The 21,200-nt window shown below is 58.0% G+C and carries 11 protein-coding genes; 3 read left to right on the top strand and 8 right to left on the bottom strand.

Annotated elements, in window-relative coordinates:
* Positions 1-16: 16 nt before the first annotated feature.
* The gene (gene rpsJ, locus LOH53_RS12760) at positions 17-325 is read right to left on the bottom strand and encodes a 30S ribosomal protein S10 (protein ID WP_038464699.1); all 309 of its coding nucleotides are present in this window, start codon (positions 323-325) and stop codon (positions 17-19) included.
* Between the two features lie 426 nt (positions 326-751).
* On the opposite strand from rpsJ, the gene LOH53_RS12755 reads away from it, so the two are divergent.
* Positions 752-2,044, top strand: a complete 1,293-nt coding sequence (locus tag LOH53_RS12755; RefSeq protein WP_230068131.1) for an MFS transporter — start codon at positions 752-754, stop codon at positions 2,042-2,044.
* Between the two features lie 35 nt (positions 2,045-2,079).
* On the opposite strand, the gene LOH53_RS12750 is transcribed toward LOH53_RS12755, so the two are convergent.
* The 7 genes from LOH53_RS12750 to rpoB form a co-directional block, all read right to left on the bottom strand.
* Positions 2,080-6,339, bottom strand: a complete 4,260-nt coding sequence (locus tag LOH53_RS12750; RefSeq protein ID WP_230068130.1) for a hypothetical protein — start codon at positions 6,337-6,339, stop codon at positions 2,080-2,082.
* Between the two features lie 137 nt (positions 6,340-6,476).
* On the bottom strand, positions 6,477-7,667 hold the full coding sequence (gene tuf, locus LOH53_RS12745) for an elongation factor Tu (RefSeq protein ID WP_230068129.1): 1,191 nt from the start codon (positions 7,665-7,667) through the stop codon (positions 6,477-6,479).
* Positions 7,668-7,830: 163 nt separating this feature from the next.
* Positions 7,831-9,945, bottom strand: a complete 2,115-nt coding sequence (gene fusA, locus LOH53_RS12740; RefSeq protein ID WP_230068128.1) for an elongation factor G — start codon at positions 9,943-9,945, stop codon at positions 7,831-7,833.
* A gap of 69 nt (positions 9,946-10,014) precedes the next feature.
* Positions 10,015-10,485, bottom strand: coding sequence for a 30S ribosomal protein S7 (rpsG, locus tag LOH53_RS12735; protein ID WP_230068127.1), 471 nt, complete (start codon positions 10,483-10,485; stop codon positions 10,015-10,017).
* 1 nt (position 10,486) lies between these two features.
* Positions 10,487-10,861, bottom strand: a complete 375-nt coding sequence (gene rpsL / locus LOH53_RS12730; protein ID WP_038464715.1) for a 30S ribosomal protein S12 — start codon at positions 10,859-10,861, stop codon at positions 10,487-10,489.
* A 464-nt stretch (positions 10,862-11,325) separates the two neighbouring features.
* Positions 11,326-15,228 (bottom strand): DNA-directed RNA polymerase subunit beta', encoded by a 3,903-nt coding sequence (locus LOH53_RS12725; protein WP_230068126.1) that lies wholly within the window; start codon positions 15,226-15,228, stop codon positions 11,326-11,328.
* 98 nt (positions 15,229-15,326) lie between these two features.
* Positions 15,327-18,845, bottom strand: coding sequence for a DNA-directed RNA polymerase subunit beta (gene rpoB, locus LOH53_RS12720; RefSeq protein WP_230068199.1), 3,519 nt, complete (start codon positions 18,843-18,845; stop codon positions 15,327-15,329).
* Between the two features lie 432 nt (positions 18,846-19,277).
* On the opposite strand from rpoB, the gene LOH53_RS12715 reads away from it, so the two are divergent.
* On the top strand, positions 19,278-20,477 hold the full coding sequence (locus tag LOH53_RS12715) for an acetyl-CoA C-acetyltransferase (protein WP_230068125.1): 1,200 nt from the start codon (positions 19,278-19,280) through the stop codon (positions 20,475-20,477).
* Positions 20,474-20,953 carry an aminoacyl-tRNA deacylase gene (locus LOH53_RS12710; protein WP_230068124.1) on the top strand — a complete coding sequence of 160 codons (480 nt, stop codon included), beginning with the start codon at positions 20,474-20,476 and terminating at the stop codon, positions 20,951-20,953. The genes LOH53_RS12715 and LOH53_RS12710 overlap by 4 nt, the downstream gene beginning before the upstream one ends.
* Positions 20,954-21,200 lie beyond the last annotated feature (247 nt).

Raw genomic sequence — 21,200 nt, 5'->3', positions numbered from 1 at the left:
GTTTCTCAGCACCTCCCTACAGTTTGATTTCGATGTTCACGTCGGCCGGCAGGTCAAGACGCATAAGCGAGTCAACTGCCTTCGGCGTGGGATCAATGATGTCGATTAGACGCTTGTGCGTGCGCATTTCAAAGTGCTCGCGGCTGTCCTTGTACTTGTGAGGAGAACGAATTACGCAGTAAATGTTCTTCTCGGTGGGCAGCGGCACGGGGCCTACTACCGTTGCGCCTGCGCGCGTGACCGTCTCAACGATCTTCCGGGCTGAAACATCAATGACCTCGTGGTCATATGACTTCAGCCGGATGCGGATTTTTTGTCCCGCCATGGCGTCGTGACTCTCTTTCCTGTAACGAAGCACCCTAAGACCGAGCGATGCTGTGGACGTAAACGCTGTTTACTTTTACCTGTTCAATGTGGCACTTACAGCCACGCTCCCAACGAACTGAATCCGGATATTTCCGGGTTCCTCAATCCGCCGAAGCTCCGACCCCCGCGGTCGGGCGTGTCGCGACAAGTCGCGCACGTACCCGCACTGAATGCGAAGGAGAGGTTATGTTTGGTCCTTGACTTGGACCCTGCGACGAGCATTATCTCGACCGGGACACGAAAAGGCACTTGAACAACTCAATAAGTATGCCCGAATACGCCCTCAAACGCCAATCACGCCCGCCCATCTGGCGCTGTTCGCGCACATTTCCGGACGGAGCGGGAGCCTCTTTCACGCTGTTGACGGGTATGAGAAGGTACAAGGGTGAGCAATGTCACCAATAGTAATGGCCCTGTGCTACCGGCGGGCGACGCCACCTCCCTTGCCGCGGTTCCAAGTCAACGGGTTAGCGGAAAGTGGATAGCCCTCTTCGCACTGAGCTGGTTCGGCGTGTGGATTGCCCAGTTAACTCCCGTGCAACTGCTATTGCCGTTGCAAATCGAGAAGTTCCTCAACACCGAGGATTGGGTGGCGAACGTTTTAGGGTTCGGCTATATTTCCGGAATTGCTGGAGCCTTTGCCGTCATTGCTTATCCGCTTACGGGAGCGCTTTCGGACCGTACGACGTCTCGTTTTGGGCGGCGCCGACCTTGGATCGCGGTTGGTACAGCAGGGTTTGGGATCTCACTGCTGGTCCTTGGGCTCCAAACCACACTGCCCGGCATCGGTGCGTGCTGGGTAGCCGCGAGCACTTTTTTCTGCGTACTCACGGCCGCCCTCACTGCTGCCATTAGTGATCAAGTTCCGGTAAACCAACGCGGCTACGTCTCCGGGTGGATTTCCGCCCCTCAAGCCATCGGCATCATTGCCGGGCTGGTCTTGGTGACAGTACTGGCCTTGGGCACTTTTTCCGGGTATGCGTTGATGGCGGCACTGCTGGTCTTGCTGGGGCTTCCTTTTCTCTTGCTCGTCCCCGATCAGGTGCTCCCACCCGGTGTGATGCCACCGTTGACTTTCCGATCGCTGCGCGAAGGCATGTGGATCAGTCCCAAAGCGTTCCCGGATTTTGGCTGGACACTTTTGAGCCGCATCCTCGTGAATCTGGGCAATGCTTTTGGCACTAGTCTGCTGCTATATTTTCTGATGTACGGCCTGCACGTTGTCGATGCTGCAGACTCTTTGATCATCTTGACCTTGGTCTACATGGTCTTTGTTGTCATTGCTTCATTATGGTTAGGACGCTTATCCGATAAATTGGGCCGACGTCGCGTATTCGTGTTTGCTGCCTCCGTACTGCAGGCCGCCGCGGCACTGATACTGGCGTTCATTCCCAGCTTTGAAGCGGCCATTGTTGCCGCAGCTCTCCTTGGACTGGGCTACGGATGTTTCCTCTCCGTGGACCAGGCGCTCGCGACAGAGGTACTTCCTGACCAACTCACCCGCGGCAAAGACCTGGGGATCATGAACATTGCGCTGACTGTCCCACAGGCTTTCGCCCCGATGCTGGGTGCGCTGCTAGTCAGTGCCACCGGTGGTTTTACGTGGCTGTTCCTGGCCTCTGGTTTAACAGCTTTGGCCGGAGCAGTTGCCGTTGGCCGAGTCCGCGGCGTCAGATAACGCCCAGGCTCCCATGGCCACTAGCGAGAGTGGCTTCACTGCGGCGGAGCAGGCGGACCCATGGCGTTGGGTGCACCTGTGTGAGGTGAGCCGCCGTGGGGTAAGCCGGGCGCCTGAGTAGGAGGCTTCTTGCGGTTCAGACGCCAGAGCGCAAAGCCTATAAGGGCTAGAGCCAGGACAGCTAGAAGAACATAAGTGAATCCTCGCAGGTACCAGAGAACCGCGGTGGCGACCCCGGCAGCACCCCAAATAGTGAAAACGCGGTTGTCAACAATCATCCCCACTAGCAGCAGAGCAACAAATAGCAGGAGTGAGACGAGCTGCTCAAGAACATCTGCGCTGAAGAACGTCAGTAGTGCTCCAAACGTAGCCAATCCGGCCGCGATCATCATGAGTCCTCGGCCCACAGCGGGCTGTTTCGCGGCGTAGCGGATGACGGCCAGCGCCCCGAACGCTGCTGCAAGCCACTGCACCAGCCAGAAGAGTCCCAAATCCACGTAGATGGAACTCGCCCAGTACCAAATAAGTGCACAGGCAAGAATGGCAACGTCGCCGATAATCCGCCGTCGTGCCCTCGGCGCCTCAAAGACTGCCAGAACAGCCGTGATGGTGAAGGCAAGTGCACCCAGCAGAATTACATCTCGCTCTGTCATAGCCATCAGCGCGAAGACAAATCCGCCACATATGGCCACACCCACTAGGCTCCAGCGTTGGATGGAGGCCACGTCAGCAAGACCCCACAGGACCAGGCGGACCAAATACAGTGTGCAAAGAACCACCACAAAACCAGCAAGCGCGGCCCCGCCTAGAAGTTGTGTCAGCTCAAAGACTTGAGCTCGAATGAGAGCCGCTGCCAAAACCACCATCAAGGCGCCCGGCAGGGTTAGCCACGGTACGTTTTGCACATGGGCGCCCACGATCAGTGCCACACCGCCAACGATCCACATGATAGCCAGAATCCCCGGATCGGCGGCGTAGTCCACTAGAGCGCCGGTGCACAGGAATGCTGTGGTTGCAATCAACCAGTACCAACGCATGTCAGCGGTTCGCGGCGTCTGAACATAACGCCAGAGAACGGCGCACACGCTCAGGCCCGCCATAGCTAATGCAATGGTTCCTGGCCACAGAACCGGAGCCATGATGGCAGCGCCGCCCATCACGGAAATGATCGCCAAATAGGACGCACCACGCTGCTTGAGTACGACTTGGGCCACCACGGAAGAGACAGCAAGCACGGCTACTTCTACGACCACCACCCAGCGCTGGGCCGATCCATAGTCGAAGCCACCTGCGTCAGCTACATAGGCTACGGGGATAATCATCTGAGCGGCAAGGAGCAGCCAGAGACTCGCACGGAGCACTCTGGGTTCTCCCACCAAGCGTGACTCCGCAGACGTGCTGGCCAACCACTGCACTAGCAACTGGCCCAGCAAAACCGCACTCAACGTCAACGTCAATGTGGTGCGATTCCGGGTAAAGTCCATGACCATCGCGGCAACTAAGATCGTCACGACGATCCTCGCCAGCAAGAAATAGGCGCCGCGCAAGTACGGCTGGCTTGCCCTCACGGCAAGAAGAAGAGTCGCCACGCTCGTCAGGCCCAGCAGCACCTGCGAATTCGTGCTTCCGTGATCACGTGCGATCGAAGGAATCACGAGTGCTGCAAGGACAGCCTGGGCCCAAAATGCGTTCCATGCCTCAGTGTGGGTTCCTGAATTAGACGTGGGCAATGGCGAGTGCATGTCATCGCCAGCTGGTGAACGTCGAGCCGCGCACCAGCCCAACACCGCAGTGGAGACTGCGAGCATGGCGATGACAGTGCCACCGGTCCAAGTCTCATTAGCTCCCGTGAGCAACTCTGTACCCGCTGCAAGAACTGCGACCACCAACGTCATCAGGACATCGATGCCCAAGGAAGTCTGTGTACGTTTTCGAACCAGCGCTCCAGCAAGAATCAAAATATGGGCCACCAGGACAACGACTAACATCATCGACAGTGTTACTTCGCTCCCCCAAAGCGTTGGAACGCGCACATGCTCCTGCCACAACTGGAAAAGGCCGATCACGAGCAAAAGTGAGGCAGCCCTAGCACTGCGCCAGTACAACCAACGGTGCCCACTGGCCGCTTGTGCCGGCACCCACAGGGCCATGCCCACTAGGAACACCACCACGGTTCCCCAAGCCACCACAGCACCGCTCGCCGCAAAGACAAACCCCGCACTGAATCCGGCAACAACCAAGTAGGCTGGCGCCATTATTTCCGCCGGCACATACTGACCTGTCTTTGGCAGATTGAGCCAAGAATGCAGACAAACACTGACTGTCATCGCAACGGCCGCCAAAACGAAGGGACCCTGCACCCTTTCCACCAGTCCACCTGTTGCCATGAGCTGCGCGTTCGTATGCAGCACGGCGAGTGCCACAACAAGTACGGCGCCGATCACAGCCCACGCAGCACCAGAGAGCGCCGTGACGCGACTGGGCACTCCATAACGACCCATCATGGTATCAGCGAACAATTGGCCAGCCGCGATCACAGCCAAGACGGCGACGATCACCGCAGTTTTGCTTGGTTGTGACGGAACATAGGCAACCATTGCCGACGCAACCAATGCAGTGGCCAGCAAGCGGGTAGCCATCAGCATGACCTGGCGCACCTCCGCTGCTCTCGCCGTGACGAATCTCAGCAGAGAACATGCAGCAGCGACAGCAAGAAAAATAGTCCAGTCACTGGCCTTCAGCAAGCTGAAGGCCATGAGCATGCCGCCAAGCGAGGGCAGTGGCAGCCATTCACCCCGTGGGGACAATGCCGGAACCACGGCTACCGCGGTTAGCAAGGCAACGACGAACGGCAAGGCCGGGCTCCAAACCCACGCTCCGGCGTCGTGCCGGGAAACGCTTAGACCCACACTCCACACCAGGGCCAACAAAGCTGTGAGTGGAACACCGAACTGCACATCCAGATCAGGCCCCGTCAACGTACGCAGCCACGTCCCCAAAGACCTGCGGTTATGTGCCACCAGGACAAGCTGAACGGCCAAGACAACAGTCATCGTCCCCGCAGAGGATGCCCAGGACTCCCCCACAAGCCAGCCAGCGAAAGGCGCTGCCAACGTCAGAGAGAGCCGCAGACCAACGTAGTTCCAGCGACGCATGGATGCGCTATCAAATATGGCCATGACTGCGTAGTAGAAGACTCCGGCACCCAGCACCAGAGTGTGGTCGGCCGCATTCAACGCGAGCGAGAACACCAGCGAAGCAATGAGCCCCAGCGGAGCGAACCACGGGCCAAGAGCGGCCAACGGCCTGGCATAGAGATTTGCCCTGCCCTGAGGGCCGACGCCCTGCTTACCCAACAAATTGCCGATCAAGACGAGCACCGCGGAGAAGACAATCAAGATGGTGAAGTACCATGCCAAAGCGGCACCAAAAACGGCGACCGAGGACCATGCCGTGGAGAGAAAGAAACCCATCGAGAGGTAAACGATCAACCTACTGGAGAGTCGTATGGCAGTAACAACGTAGGCAACGGCGCCAACCACCGAAGTAATCAGCCAGACAACTGGTGCATCCGGAAAGCCAAGATTGTAGGTAGCCAGCCCGGCAAACGGCACAAGTGCCAGCGCAGTTCCAGCAAAGGCAACGGCAGCTGGACGGAGCCGAATAATCTTTGCATGGAGTACCAGTCCAACGCCGTAGAACAATGCCGTTACGCTCCACACGCCGATGAGTCGTACGGCCGTGGGCGCTGAACTGGCAATGAACAGGGCAGCTGCTGCCACCATCAGCAAAGCTGCAATATAAAGTGTGATGTTGATATTCTGCGACTCACGCCTGGCTTTTCTTCTCGCCAGTTCATGGGGGTTCGCCAGCGTGAGCGCGCGAGCAGCAGGGTAACGCGGAGATGCGGAGACGGGGCCACTCTGCGCAACGCGAGCACGTTGCGGTGCAGTGAAGTTCGCAGATTTGCGCAAGTTCGGAGCCTGTTGCGGCATCAACGGCACAGGCGGGGACTGGGGCGCGCTCTGGGCCTGCGGGATTTGCGGGGCCTGCGGGATTTGCGGGGCCTGGGGCATTTGGCGGGCCTGCGGGATTTGCCGGGCCTGGGGCGCGCTCTGGGCCTGCGGCTCTTGCTGGGTTCGCGGCACCTGGGGCGCTGGCTGCGCGCTCTGGGCCACAGCATCACGCCATCCAGCCAAGTGTCCCTGGAGGTAACCCACTCGGTACGCGTCATTGAGTTCAGTGGCGAATGATCCTGGCTGCTGACTGGTTGGAGGCTGCAGTGGGTAATTCATGTTCTTCCCTAACTCATGGTGAACCACCAGCTTAGACGACACATTCACCAAATCGGCGATTAACACCACTAAATGGAAAAAGGAGGCCCCCAGCAAAAGCTGGGAGCCTCCTTAGAAAGAACCTAAGTAGTCAAAGCCTACTTGATGATCTTTGTGACACGACCTGAACCAACGGTGCGGCCGCCTTCGCGGATAGCGAAGCCGAGGCCTTCTTCCATGGCGATCGGCTGGATCAGCGCGACAGTCATTTCGGTGTTGTCGCCAGGCATAACCATTTCCGTGCCCTCAGGCAAGGTGATGACACCGGTAACATCCGTGGTGCGGAAGTAGAACTGGGGACGGTAGTTGGAGTAGAACGGGTTGTGACGCCCGCCTTCATCCTTAGCCAAGATGTAGACGTTGGCTTCGAAGTCAGTGTGAGGGGTGATGGAACCAGGCTTGACAATAACCTGGCCACGCTCAACGTCTTCACGCTTGATTCCGCGCAACAGCAGACCACAGTTCTCGCCGGCCCATGCCTCGTCGAGCTGCTTGTGGAACATTTCGATACCGGTAACCGTGGTCTTCTGGACCGGACGGATGCCGACGATCTCGATTTCCGAGTTGATCTTCAACGTTCCACGCTCTGCGCGGCCCGTAACAACAGTTCCACGACCGGTGATGGTGAAAACATCTTCAACCGGCATCAAGAACGGCTTGTCCTTGTCGCGGATCGGGTCCGGAACGTGCTCGTCAACTGCATCCATCAGGTCCTCAACGGACTTGACCCACTTGGGGTCCCCTTCCAGAGCCTTCAAGCCGGAAACGCGCACAACAGGTGCCTCGTCGCCATCGAAGCCCTGTGAGGAGAGCAGTTCGCGAACTTCCATTTCGACCAAGTCGAGAAGTTCTTCGTCGTCAACCATGTCGGACTTGTTCAGTGCGACCAGCAGGTAGGGAACGCCAACCTGGCGGGCCAGCAGAACGTGCTCGCGAGTCTGAGCCATAGGGCCGTCAGTCGCAGCAACCACCAGGATAGCGCCGTCCATCTGCGCAGCACCGGTGATCATGTTCTTGATGTAGTCAGCGTGACCGGGGGCGTCTACGTGTGCGTAGTGGCGCTTCTCGGTCTGGTACTCAACGTGGGAGATGTTGATCGTGATGCCGCGCTGCTTCTCCTCGGGAGCCGAGTCGATGGAGCTGAAATCACGCTGCTCGTTGAGTGTGGGGTACTTGTCGTAAAGTACCTTGGAAATGGCTGCCGTCAACGTGGTCTTACCATGGTCAACGTGACCGATGGTGCCGATGTTAACGTGCGGCTTGGTCCGCTCGAACTTTGCCTTCGCCACGGGTTCCTCCTAGAACGTTTTTTGTTGACTTACTTTCAGCGACGCTGTTCGTCGCTGAAATCCTTAGCAAGTCTACTGGGGGCTTTTGATTTTTAAGAAATTGCTGGTTGCAAGGGATCGCATCCATCATAAGGACTGAATGTGATCCCTTGCAAAAGGACGATTACTCGCCGCGAGCCTTCTGAATGATCTCGTCGGCAACTGCCTTGGGGACCTCGGAGTAGCTGTCAAACTTCATCGAGTACACCGCGCGACCCTGGGTCTTGGACCTCAGGTCACCGATGTAGCCGAACATGCCGGACAACGGGACAAGTGCCTTAATGACCTTGACGCCGCTTGCATCCTCCATGGACTGCATCTGGCCTCGGCGAGAGTTGATGTCACCGATGACTTCACCCATGTATTCCTCAGGGGTGCGGACTTCAACTTCCATCAACGGTTCAAGCAAGACTGGGTTGGCCATCCGAGCAGCTTCCTTGAACGCCATGCGACCGGCGATCTTGAAAGCCATTTCGGAAGAGTCAACATCGTGGGACGCGCCGTCAAGCAGCTTAGCCCTGATGCCGACCATCGGGTAACCGGCCAGCACGCCATCAGGCAGTGCGGACTGGATGCCCTGATCAACACTGGGGATGTATTCACGAGGAACACGCCCGCCGGTGACCTTGTTTTCGAACTCGTACACGGCACCTTCGGCAGTGTCCATGGGCTCGATCGCAATTTGAATCTTTGCGAACTGACCCGAACCACCGGTCTGCTTCTTATGCGTGTAGTCGTGCTTAGCAACGGCACGCTTGATGGTTTCGCGGTACGCAACCTGCGGCTTGCCAACGTTAGCTTCAACGTTGAATTCGCGACGCATGCGGTCCACCAGGATATCCAGGTGAAGCTCGCCCATGCCGCCAATTTCGGTCTGCCCGGTATCTTCGTTGAGGTTGACGGTGAACGTCGGGTCCTCTGCGGAGAGTTTCTGGATAGCCGTGGAGAGCTTCTCCTGGTCACCCTTGGTCTTGGGCTCGATGGCCACGAAGATCACGGGATCCGGGAAAGTCATCGACTCCAATACGACCGGGTGTGCAGGATCGCACAAGGTGTCACCTGTCGTGGTGTCCTTGAGACCAATCACAGCATAGATGTGACCGGCATGGACTTCACTGACAGGCATTTCCTTATTGGCGTGCATCTGAAAGAGCTTGCCAATGCGCTCCTTCTTCTGCTTGGTCGAGTTCAAGAGCTGAGTACCGGGAGTTGCCTTGCCCGAGTACACGCGGATGAAGTTCAACTGGCCGAAGAACGGGTGCGTTGCGATCTTGAAAGCAAGAGCCGAGAACGGCTCGTCTTCATTCGGTTCGCGCTTGATTTCGATGGACTCGTCGCGAGGATCGTGACCGATCATCGCTCCGACGTCCAACGGGTTCGGCAGGAAGTCGATGACAGCATCGAGCATCGGCTGAACGCCGCGGTTCTTGAATGCAGAACCACAGAAGACAGGGTAGATCTCAGAGTTGACAGTCAGCTTGCGAATGCCAGCTTTCAGTTCCTCAATGCTGGGCTCTTCGCCCTCAAGGTACTTCTCCATGAGCTCTTCAGAAGCCTCTGCAGCTGCCTCAACGAGTGCTGCACGGTATTCCTCAGCCTTTTCCTGCAGATCCGCGGGGATCTCCAAGATGTCATAGTTGGCACCCATGGTGACGTCACCCTTGGAGTCGCCAGCCCAAACAAAGGCTTTCATGGTCAACAAGTCGACGACGCCAACGAATTCGCTTTCAGCACCAATAGGCAGCTGCATAACGAGAGGCTTGGCACCTAGACGGCTCACAATGGTGTCGACCGTGTAGTAGAAGTCGGCCCCGAGCTTGTCCATCTTGTTGACGAAGCAGATCCGTGGTACGTGGTACTTATCAGCCTGACGCCATACAGTCTCAGACTGCGGCTCAACGCCTTCCTTACCATCGAAGACAGCTACGGCACCGTCGAGCACACGCAAGGAACGCTCAACTTCCACCGTGAAGTCAACGTGACCGGGAGTGTCAATGATGTTGATCTGGTTATTGTCCCAGAAGCAAGTCACGGCGGCGCTCGTGATGGTGATGCCGCGTTCCTTTTCCTGTTCCATCCAGTCAGTCGTCGAAGCACCGTCATGTGTTTCGCCGAGCTTGTGGTTCACACCCGTGTAGAAGAGGATGCGCTCAGTAGTAGTGGTCTTGCCAGCATCAATGTGGGCCATGATGCCAATGTTGCGGACCCGGTTAAGGTCAGTAAGCACGTCCTGTGCCACGTTGTCTCCCTTTCTAGAGATGAGCTTGCGAGTACCCCGGTTTAATGCGGGGGACTCGAACGGCTCTAGTTACCAGCGGTAATGGGCGAAGGCCTTGTTGGATTCAGCCATCTTGTGGGTGTCTTCACGACGCTTGACAGCGGCACCAAGGCCATTGGAAGCATCCAAAACCTCGTTGCGCAGACGCTCAGTCATGGTCTTCTCGCGGCGAGCCTTCGAGTAACCAACCAACCAGCGCAGGGCCAAAGCGGTCTGACGACCCGGCTTGACCTCAACGGGGACCTGATAAGTGGCTCCACCAACACGGCGGGACTTTACTTCAAGGCTCGGCTTGATGTTCTCCATGGCCTTCTTCAAGGCAACTACGGGATCACTGCCGGTCTTCTCGCGAACACCTTCGAGTGCACCGTAAACGATGCGCTCAGCCGTGGACTTCTTACCGTCAACGAGTACCTTGTTGATCAGCTGAGTGACCAGGGGGGACCCGTATACGGGATCTACTACTAGCGGCCGCTTGGGGGCCGGACCCTTGCGAGGCATATTACTTCTTCTCCATCTTTGCACCGTAGCGGCTGCGAGCCTGCTTGCGGTTCTTAACGCCTTGGGTATCCAATGCGCCGCGAACAATCTTGTAGCGAACACCGGGAAGGTCCTTCACTCGGCCTCCACGGACGAGCACGATGGAGTGCTCCTGAAGGTTGTGGCCAACACCGGGGATGTAGGCAGTGACTTCCACGCCGCCGTTAAGGCGCACGCGGGCAACCTTACGCAGAGCCGAGTTCGGCTTCTTCGGGGTGGTGGTGTAAACGCGCGTGCAAACGCCGCGGCGCATGGGGCTACCCTTTAGTGCGGGAGCCTTGGTCTTAGTGACCTTGGGTGTCCGGCCCTTTCGGACCAGCTGGTTAATCGTAGGCACTTTCGTGTTCTCCGTTGTTTTCTTGACGATGCTTCTCGTGTCGCTTTCCCCTCCTGCCGGCCGCGCAATGGCGACGGAGACGGGAAAAGCCTTTTACTGGTAGCCGCAGGCTTGGCGACTTCACAGCGCCTAGGCATGCAAAAATGTGGCATTCGCTGTACAAGAACCGTACAACCCGGACCCGCATCTACTGAACTGGCCTTGGCCGGTCAGCTGGATGCTCTTATCCACTGCCACACTAACAATTGCTTATTACGTTACCACGTGTTAAGCCGCCACACGAATCGGGTGCGCAGTAAGCGTGCAGCCAAGAGCGTAGGCTATTGGATTCTTTACGCCACGCTCTTAAACGTGCGACGGCGGTTGGCGGGCTTCACGGGGAAGCCGGCCAACCGCCGTCGCACATTCACTGCCTCCCAAACCTCAAAAGCTCGGTTTGGGACCCTCTGCAGCTCCCTTAGGCGCTAGCCGCTGAAGTTGGTGCCCAAATCATAGTCATCCAACGGGATGGCCCGGAACTCAGCACCAAGGTCTCCAGCGCCGCCCACGTAGTCAAAGTCGCTGAAAGCGCTTGGACCGGTAAACAGGTTGGCCTTGGCCTCTTCGGTCGGCTCCACCGTAACGTTGGTGTAGCGCGGAAGACCCGTACCAGCCGGGATCAACTTACCGATGATGACGTTCTCCTTCAGACCCAAGAGCGGATCCGACTTGCCTTCCATGGCCGCCTGCGTCAAAACGCGGGTGGTTTCCTGGAAGGAAGCCGCAGAGAGCCAGGACTCGGTAGCAAGCGAGGCCTTCGTGATACCCATGAGCTCGTTACGGCCCGATGCCGGCTTCTTACCCTCAGAAACCACGCGACGGTTTTCCGTTTCGAAGCGACCGCGCTCGGCAAGCTCGCCGGGCAGCAGGTTCGAGTCGCCGGACTCAATGACCGTCACACGACGGAGCATCTGACGGACGATGACTTCCACGTGCTTGTCGTGAATGCCCACACCCTGGCTGCGGTAAACGCGCTGGACTTCCTCAACCAGGTGCTTCTGAGCAGCACGCGGGCCCAGGATACGCAGAACCTGCTTCGGGTCCACAGCACCAACGATCAGCTTCTGGCCAACCACTACGTGCTCACCGTCGGCAATCAGCAAACGAGCTCGGCGCAAGACCGGGTAGGCGATCTCTTCGGTGCCGTCGTCCGGAGTGAGGATCAATCGCATGGTGCGTTCAGACTCATCAATGTTGATGCGTCCGGCAGCCTCTGCGATCGGTGAAACACCCTTAGGCGTACGGGCTTCGAATAGCTCCTGGATACGTGGCAGACCCTGGGTGATGTCCTCGCCACGGCTGGCAGAAACAGCACCACCGGTGTGGAAAGTACGCATGGTCAGCTGCGTGCCGGGCTCACCAATGGACTGTGCGGCAATAATACCGACGGCCTCACCAATGTCCACTGTCTTGCCGGTGGCCAAGGAACGGCCGTAGCAAAGCGCACAGGTACCAACAGTCGACTCACACGTGAGCACTGAACGGACCTTGATCTCTTCGATTCCTGCAGCAAAGAGCTTGTTGATCAGCACGTCTCCGACGTCGTCGCCAGCGCGGGCCAGGACTTTAGCCGAAGAGTCAACGACGTCGGCAGCCAAGGTCCGCGCGTAAACGCTATTCTCGACTTCCTCATGCAGTTTGATCTCGCCATCTTCACTAACAACCGCGATCGGCAGTGTCAGTCCGCGCTCGGTGCCACAGTCGTCTTCACGAACAATGACATCCTGCGAAACGTCAACCAAACGACGCGTCAAGTAACCGGAGTTAGCCGTACGCAAAGCAGTATCAGCCAGACCCTTACGGGCACCGTGAGTAGCAATGAAGTACTCCAAAACCGACAGGCCCTCACGGTATGAGGACTTGATCGGGCGAGGGATAATCTCACCCTTCGGGTTTGCCACCAAGCCACGGATACCAGCAATCTGGCGAACCTGCATCCAGTTACCACGGGCTCCCGAGGAAACCATGCGGTTGATGGTGTTCGATACCGAGAAAGACGCTCGCATGACGTCAGCGATCTCATTCGTTGCCTGGTTCCAGATGTCAATGAGGTCTTGACGACGCTCCTCATCGGCAATCAGACCCTTGTCGAACTGAGCCTGAACCTTGGCGGCCTTGACTTCGTAGCCTTCCAGAATTGCCGGCTTCTCGTCAGGGACCTTAATGTCCGAGATCGCGACGGTGACACCGGATCGGGTGGCCCAGTAGAAGCCTGCATTCTTCAAGTTATCCAGCGTCGCAGCCACAATAACCTTGGGGTAGCGCTCCGCTAGGTCGTTGACGATCTCAGAGAGCTGGCCCTTGTCCGCAACTTCCTCAACCCACGGGTAGTCCGCAGGCAGAGTTTCGTTGAAGATGACCTGTCCCAGCGAGGTAGCCACGATGGCGGGCATGCCGGGCTCCCAACCTTCCGGAGCCTCCCACCCTGCATTGGGCACGAAATCGGTCAAGCGGATCTTAACCTGCGAGTTCAGGTGCAAGGCACCGGCGTCGTGGGCCATGATGGCTTCAGCCGAGGTCGAGAAGACTCTTCCTTCTCCGGCTGAACCCTCACGCTTGGTCGTCAAGTGGTACAAGCCGATGATCATATCCTGCGAAGGCAGGGTAACCGGGCGGCCATCCGAAGGCTTCAAAATGTTGTTCGAGGACAGCATCAAGATGCGCGCTTCAGCCTGAGCTTCGGGGCTCAGCGGCAGGTGAACTGCCATCTGGTCACCGTCGAAGTCAGCGTTGAAAGCACCACAAACCAGCGGGTGAAGCTGGATTGCTTTACCTTCAACAAGCTGAGGCTCGAACGCCTGGATCCCCAAACGGTGCAGGGTAGGTGCACGGTTGAGCAATACCGGGTGTTCGGTGATGATCTCTTCGAGTACATCCCACACCTGGGGACGGAAACGCTCCACCATGCGCTTGGCGCTCTTGATGTTCTGCGCATGGTTCAAGTCAACCAAGCGCTTCATCACGAACGGCTTGAAGAGCTCCAAAGCCATCTGCTTAGGCAGACCACACTGGTGCAGCTTCAGCTGCGGGCCAACCACAATAACCGAACGGCCCGAGTAGTCAACGCGCTTACCCAGGAGGTTCTGACGGAATCGACCCTGCTTGCCCTTGAGCATGTCAGAGAGCGACTTCAACGGACGGTTGCCCGGTCCGGTCACAGGGCGGCCACGACGACCGTTATCGAAGAGCGAGTCCACAGCTTCTTGGAGCATGCGCTTTTCATTGTTGACGATGATCTCCGGAGCGCCCAAGTCAAGCAAACGCTTCAGACGGTTGTTGCGGTTGATCACCCGACGGTACAGATCATTCAAGTCCGAGGTGGCGAAACGGCCACCATCGAGCTGAACCATGGGGCGCAGTTCCGGCGGGATCACCGGGACAGCATCCAGAACCATACCCAGCGGGCTGTTGTTGGTGGTCAAGAAAGCATTAACAACCTTCAGACGCTTGATGGCGCGGGTCTTGCGCTGGCCCTTGCCGTTCTGAATGATGTCACGCAGAATCTCAGCTTCACCGGCCATATCAAAGGTCTCAAGACGCTTCTTGATGGCCTCGGCGCCCATGGAGCCTTCGAAGAACATGCCGTAACGGTCACGCAATTCGCGGTACAGGGCCTCATCACCTTCGAGGTCTGCAACCTTGAGGGCCTTGAAACGATCCCAGACCTGCTCGAGGCGATCGATCTCAGCATCCGCACGCTTGCGCACATTTGCCATCTGGCGGTCCGCGGAATCGCGGGCCTTCTTCTTCTCGGCAGCTTTAGCGCCTTCGCCTTCAAGACGCTGAAGCTCACCTTCAAGGTTGCGGGCGATCGTTGCAATGTCAGAATCACGCGTGTCAACCATGCGCTTCTTCTCCAGGTCGTGCTCGGTCTGAAGATTCGGCAGTTCGGCATGGCGGGCGTCTTCGTCAACGCTGGTAATCATGTACGCAGCGAAGTAGATGACCTTTTCAAGGTCCTTCGGTGCCAGGTCCAACAGGTAGCCCAAGCGCGAGGGAACGCCCTTGAAGTACCAAATGTGGGTCACGGGGGCAGCAAGCTCAATGTGGCCCATGCGTTCGCGGCGCACCTTGGCGCGCGTGACTTCAACGCCACAACGCTCACAGATGATGCCTTTGAAACGTACGCGCTTGTACTTACCGCAGTAGCACTCCCAATCCCTGGACGGGCCGAAGATCTTCTCGCAGAAGAGGCCGTCCTTTTCAGGCTTGAGTGTGCGGTAGTTGATGGTTTCCGGCTTCTTTACTTCACCGTGTGACCAATCGCGAATGTCAGTCGCGGTGGCCAGGCCGATCTGCATGAGGCCGAAGGAAGATTCGCTGGACATATGGGTCCTGTTCTCTCTAATTCTTTTAGGTCAAAAAGTCTTGTGGGGTACGGGAAGAAGTGCGACGGCGGCACGGAAGCGTTGCCGCCGTCGACTCACTAAACCTCTTCGACAGAGTTCGGCTCGGCCCGTGAAAGGTCGATGCCTAGCTCTTCCGCGGCCCGGAAGACTTCTTCGTCCGAGTCACGCATTTCAATCGTGGTTCCGTCGGTGGAAAGAACTTCCACGTTCAGGCACAGCGACTGCATTTCCTTGATTAGCACCTTGAAGGATTCAGGGATACCAGGCTCAGGGATGTTCTCGCCCTTGACAATTGCCTCATAGACCTTCACGCGGCCATGGATGTCATCGGACTTGATCGTGAGCAGTTCCTGCAGCGTATACGCGGCACCGTAAGCCTCAAGAGCCCAAACTTCCATCTCACCGAAGCGCTGGCCACCGAACTGAGCCTTACCTCCCAGAGGCTGCTGGGTGATCATGGAGTACGGCCCCGTGGAGCGGGCGTGAATCTTGTCATCCACCAAGTGGTGAAGTTTCAAGATGTACATGTAGCCCACGGAAATCGGGTCCGGGAACGGATCGCCGGAGCGACCGTCGAACAGACGGGTCTTTCCGGTTGAGTCGATCAAGCGATCGCCGTCGCGGGTGACATTGGTGGAATCGAGCAGGCCTGTGATTTCAGCATCGCGGGCACCGTCGAAGACCGGGGTGGCAACCTTGGTCTGACCGCTCTCGCGGGGCAGATTCGGGAGGTTCTTGATCCAATCCGGCTCGCCTTCAACCTTCCAACCGGTCTTGGCAACCCAGCCCAGGTGGATTTCCAAAACCTGTCCGACGTTCATGCGCCCAGGAACACCCAGCGGGTTCAAAACGATGTCCACAGGTGTGCCATCAGCAAGGAAGGGCATGTCTTCGATCGGCAAGATCTTGGAAATAACACCCTTGTTACCGTGACGACCAGCCAGCTTGTCGCCATCGGTGATCTTGCGCTTGTTGGCCACGTACACGCGAACCAACTGGTTCACTCCGGGAGGCAGATCGTCGTCGGAGTCGCGGTCAAAGACGCGGACTCCAATGACGGTTCCGGACTCGCCGTGGGGAACCTTCAATGAGGTGTCACGCACTTCGCGAGACTTCTCACCGAAGATGGCACGCAGCAGGCGTTCCTCAGGGGTCAATTCGGTTTCACCCTTGGGCGTTACCTTGCCAACGAGGATGTCGCCAGCTTCAACCTCTGCACCGATGTGGATGATTCCACGCTCGTCCAAACCAGCAAGGATTTCCTCAGAAACGTTGGGGATGTCCCGCGTGATTTCCTCGGCACCAAGCTTGGTGTCGCGAGCATCGATCTCGTGCTCTTCAATGTGGATCGAGGACAACACATCTTCGGCAACAATGCGCTGCGAGAGGATGATCGCGTCCTCGTAGTTGTAGCCTTCCCAGGACATGAAGGCAACCAGGAGGTTCTTACCCAAGGCAAGCTCGCCCATGTCCGTTGCGGGACCGTCGGCAATGATGCCGCCAACTTCCAGTCGCTGGCCCTCGGAGGCTAGAACGCGCTGGTTGTAGGCGGTGCCCTGGTTGGAACGCTGGTACTTGGCAATCGGGTAGTTCGTCTCGGTGCCGTCATCATTGAGCATGACAACGATGTCAGCGGACACCTCGGAAACCACGCCAGCCTTCTTGGCAATGACGACGTCGCCGGCGTCAACAGCCGTTGCGCGCTCCATACCGGTGCCCACAAAGGGAGCTTCGGACTGGACCAGCGGCACTGCCTGACGCTGCATGTTCGCACCCATGAGGGCACGGTTGGCATCGTCATGCTCGAGGAACGGGATCAGGGCAGTGGCCACGGACACCATCTGGCGCGGGGAAACGTCCATGTACTCAACCTCATCGGCTGGGATTAGGACGGGCTCGCCACCACCACCGCGCTGGCGAACCAGAACGGAGTCTTCGGTGAAGTGGTTGTTATCGTCCAAGGGCGCGTTCGCCTGGGCGATCACCACGTCAACCTCGTCATCTGCTGTCAGATAGTCCACCTGATCTGAGACGACGCCGTCTTTCACACGACGGTACGGGGTCTCGATGAAACCGAAGGGGTTGATTCGACCGTAGGAAGCCAACGAACCAATCAGACCAATGTTGGGGCCTTCAGGAGTTTCAATGGGGCACATGCGGCCATAGTGGGACGGGTGAACGTCACGAACTTCCATGCCTGCACGGTCACGGGACAAACCGCCCGGGCCCAGAGCGGACAAGCGACGCTTGTGTGTGAGGCCAGCAAGTGGGTTGTTCTGGTCCATGAACTGCGAAAGCTGGGAGGTTCCGAAGAATTCCTTGATCGCAGCAACCACGGGACGGATGTTGATCAACGTCTGCGGCGTGATCGCCTCCACGTCCTGGGTGGTCATGCGCTCCCGCACAACACGCTCCATACGGGAAAGACCCGTGCGGATCTGGTTTTCGATGAGCTCACCTACGGCGCGGATACGACGGTTGCCGAAGTGGTCGATGTCATCGACGTCAACGCGCAGGTCAACTTCGACGCCGTCGCGCTGGCCCTTGGTGGTCTTGCCACCAGCGTGCAAGGTGACCAAGTACTTGATCATGGCGACGATGTCATCCACGCTCAGCACTGAAGCCTTCTCGTCGCTCAAGGGCAAATCGATCCCGAGCTTGCGGTTGATCTTGTAGCGGCCAACCTTTGCCAAGTCGTAGCGCTTGGGGTTGAAGTACAGATTGTTCAGCAGAGCATCGGCTGCATCAACGGTGGGCGGCTCGCCCGGACGCAGCTTGCGGTAGATGTCCAGCAAGGCGTCTTCACGCCCGGTGGTTGCATCTTTCTCCAATGTGGCACGGATGGAATCGAACTCGCCGAATTCCTCCAGGATCTGGCTTTCGCTCCAGCCGAGGGCCTTGAGCAGAACCGTCACTGACTGCTTGCGCTTACGGTCAAGGCGGACACCGACCTGATCGCGCTTGTCGATCTCCAGCTCAAACCAAGCACCACGCGAGGGGATGATCTTGGCGGTGAAGATTTCCTTGTCACTGGTCTTATCTGCTGTGCGCTCAAAATAGGCACCTGGAGAGCGCACCAGCTGGGAGACAACAACGCGCTCAGTGCCGTTGATGACGAATGTTCCCTTATCTGTCATGAGCGGGAAATCACCCATGAAGACAGTCTGTTGCTTTATTTCGCCCGTGAGGTTGTTCATGAACTCAGCCTTGACGTACAGCGGAGCGGCGAACGTGGCGTCGCGGTCCTTGCATTCGTCAACTGTGAACTTGGGGTCGGAGAACTCCGGCTCCGTGAAGGACAGGGACATCGTGCCCTGGAAATCCTCAATCGGGGAGATTTCCTCGAAGATGTCGGACAGACCGGACGTAACAGCCACACTGTCATCGCCAGTATTGACGGCAGCTTCCATCCGGTCCTGCCAGCGTCCGTTGCCGACGAGCCAGTCAAAGCTCTCGGTCTGGAGCGCAAGCAGATTCGGGACGTCAAGCGGCTCGTGAATCTTTGCGAATGAGAGGCGACTCTTAGCACCGTCCGTGCTGTTTGAATCGATAGCGGTTGCAGCGTTATTTATATTAGAGGTGCTCGAGGCGACCAAGAGGGATCCTTCCACAGACCTGCAGGCTTGTTCTTGTGAACCCTCACCCGATTCGACGGTGGTCATCAAACCACCGCGATCGCTGGCCAAGAAAGCTCCATCTTGCACACCCAGAGGCCTAAAGTGGCTACCCTAGGGATGTGCAAGATCTCAACTCTTGTCCGAGCAAAGCCCACCGCTATATGAAGGCTTAAGGTTTAGAGGGATACGCAAAGATCTACTCTACAACCAATATTGCCCGCGTGTCTACCCCACGTTACGAGATTGCGCAAGTATTGATCTTTGCTGACTCAACTCCGGGAGCCACGCCCGCACAAACCGCGCCTCCGCAAAAAACGAATAATTCGACACCTCCCCTACTGTTAGATTCAATAGAGAAAGCGCCTCTAGTCAACGATGACTGGTGCTAACAAACTGCTAAGGAGCGCCAACATGAGGGCACAAGCAAACGATGTGGTAATTCTCTCCGGAGCCCGCACTCCACAAGGACGCTTGAACGGGCAATTGTCGGCTTTCACCGGTGTAGAACTTGGAGCCAAGGCAATTTCGGCGGCCTTGGATCGCTCAGGAGTCGACGCCCGCGACGTAGACCACGTGATCATGGGGCATGTACTCCAAGCCGGTGCTGGCCAGAATCCGGCACGCCAAAGTTCCATTGGGGCAGGCATCGGTTGGAACGTGCCAGCCGTGACCATCAATAAGGTCTGCCTCTCCGGTTTGACTGCCGTCATTGATGCTGCTCGGATGATCCGCAGCGGTGACGCCCGCGTGGTGGTAGCCGGTGGGCAGGAATCGATGACTCGGGCCCCCCATTTGCTGCCAGGGTCCCGCCAGGGCTGGACCTATGGTTCTGTACAGGCACTGGACGCCGCTGCCAGAGACGGGCTCACAGACGCCTTTGACGGTGAATCTATGGGCCTCTCTACGGAACGAGGCAATATTAGGTTGAATTTGACCCGCTCCGCACAGGACGAGGTGGCAGCCGCGTCACATCAGCGTGCCGCAGCAGCCCATGAAGCCGGGGTTTTTGACGCCGAGATCGTCCCCGTCACAGTCCCTCAGCGCAAAGGTGAACCCCTGATACTGACACAGGACGAGGGCGTACGGGCCGGAACCACCGCGGAGACACTCGCCCCCCTACGCCCAGCGTTTTCTGCTGACGGAGCCATCACGGCTGGAAACTCCTCCCCCCTTTCCGACGGCGCATCCGCGCTGGTACTCACTTCACGTGCCTACGCGGATGAACACGGCCTGAGCTGGCTAGCCGTAGTGGGCGCACCCGGGCAAGTCGCTGGACCCGATAATTCACTTCACTCTCAGCCCTCGCACGCCATAACGGCTGCGCTGACACGGGCTGGGTGGACAGCGCAGGAGCTGGACTTCATCGAAATCAACGAAGCTTTCGCGTCTGTGGCAGTGCAGTCCCTTCGCGATTTGGACTACCCGTTGGAGAAGTGCAACATTCATGGCGGCGCCATAGCCCTGGGGCACCCAATCGGAGCTTCAGGTGCACGACTGGCACTCCACGCGGCCTTCGAACTACAGCGCCGTGGCTCCGGTAAGGCTGCTGTCTCTCTGTGCGGCGGTGGCGGTCAAGGCGAAGCGCTTCTGCTCTTCCGCGACGCCGAGTGAGCATAGAACTCCACGGACACGCCCGCGTTCTGGCTGATGCCCGTGACAAAGGGCTAAAGGTGGAGATTCTTGCGCGTCCGCCCGCGGACTCACTCATCGAGGCCGCTGCGGTGCTGGGGATCGAACCCAAACAGATCCTCAAATCTCTTGTGGTCAAACGCAGCGACGGATCGTTCCTCTTTGCGCTGATCCCGGGTGGGCGGGCCATCTCCTGGCCGAAACTGCGTGCTGTGGTGGGTGTGAACAAGCTCCAACTACCGGCACCCCAGGCGGCCCGTGATGCTACAGGTTATGAGCGCGGCACCATCACCCCCTTGGGGAGTACGACGCCGTGGCCCGTGTTCGCTGACGAAACGATTCGTGGGCGTCGGGTCGCCATGGGTGCAGGGGAACACGGTTACAGCATGTTCGTAGATGCTGATTCCCTTATTGAAGCCTTGGGTGCCACAGTGGCCGATATCTCGGTGCTCGACTAGCAGGGCTGTTGGCGGTCTGCGGTGGCGCCGGTGTTTCCGTAGGTCGCGTAAAGGAGACTGTAAGGCCGCCTGCGGCCGTCAGTCGGATAGCGACCGAGGGAATACCGGCGCCACCGCAGGATGACCGAGAACGTTCGGCCGGCATCTTTTGTAGGCGACGTAAAGGAGACGCTAAAGGCCCCAGGCGGCCGGCGCGTCGGATAGACGCCGGAAAAATGCCGGTGAAAGCCTGTCCGGTACCGCGTCA

The sequence above is a fragment of the Arthrobacter cryoconiti genome, assembly GCF_020905375.1.
GTDB classification, from domain to species: domain Bacteria; phylum Actinomycetota; class Actinomycetes; order Actinomycetales; family Micrococcaceae; genus Specibacter; species Specibacter cryoconiti.
Note: the sequence above shows the minus strand (reverse complement) of the source record. Positions and strands in the feature narration are given on the sequence as shown.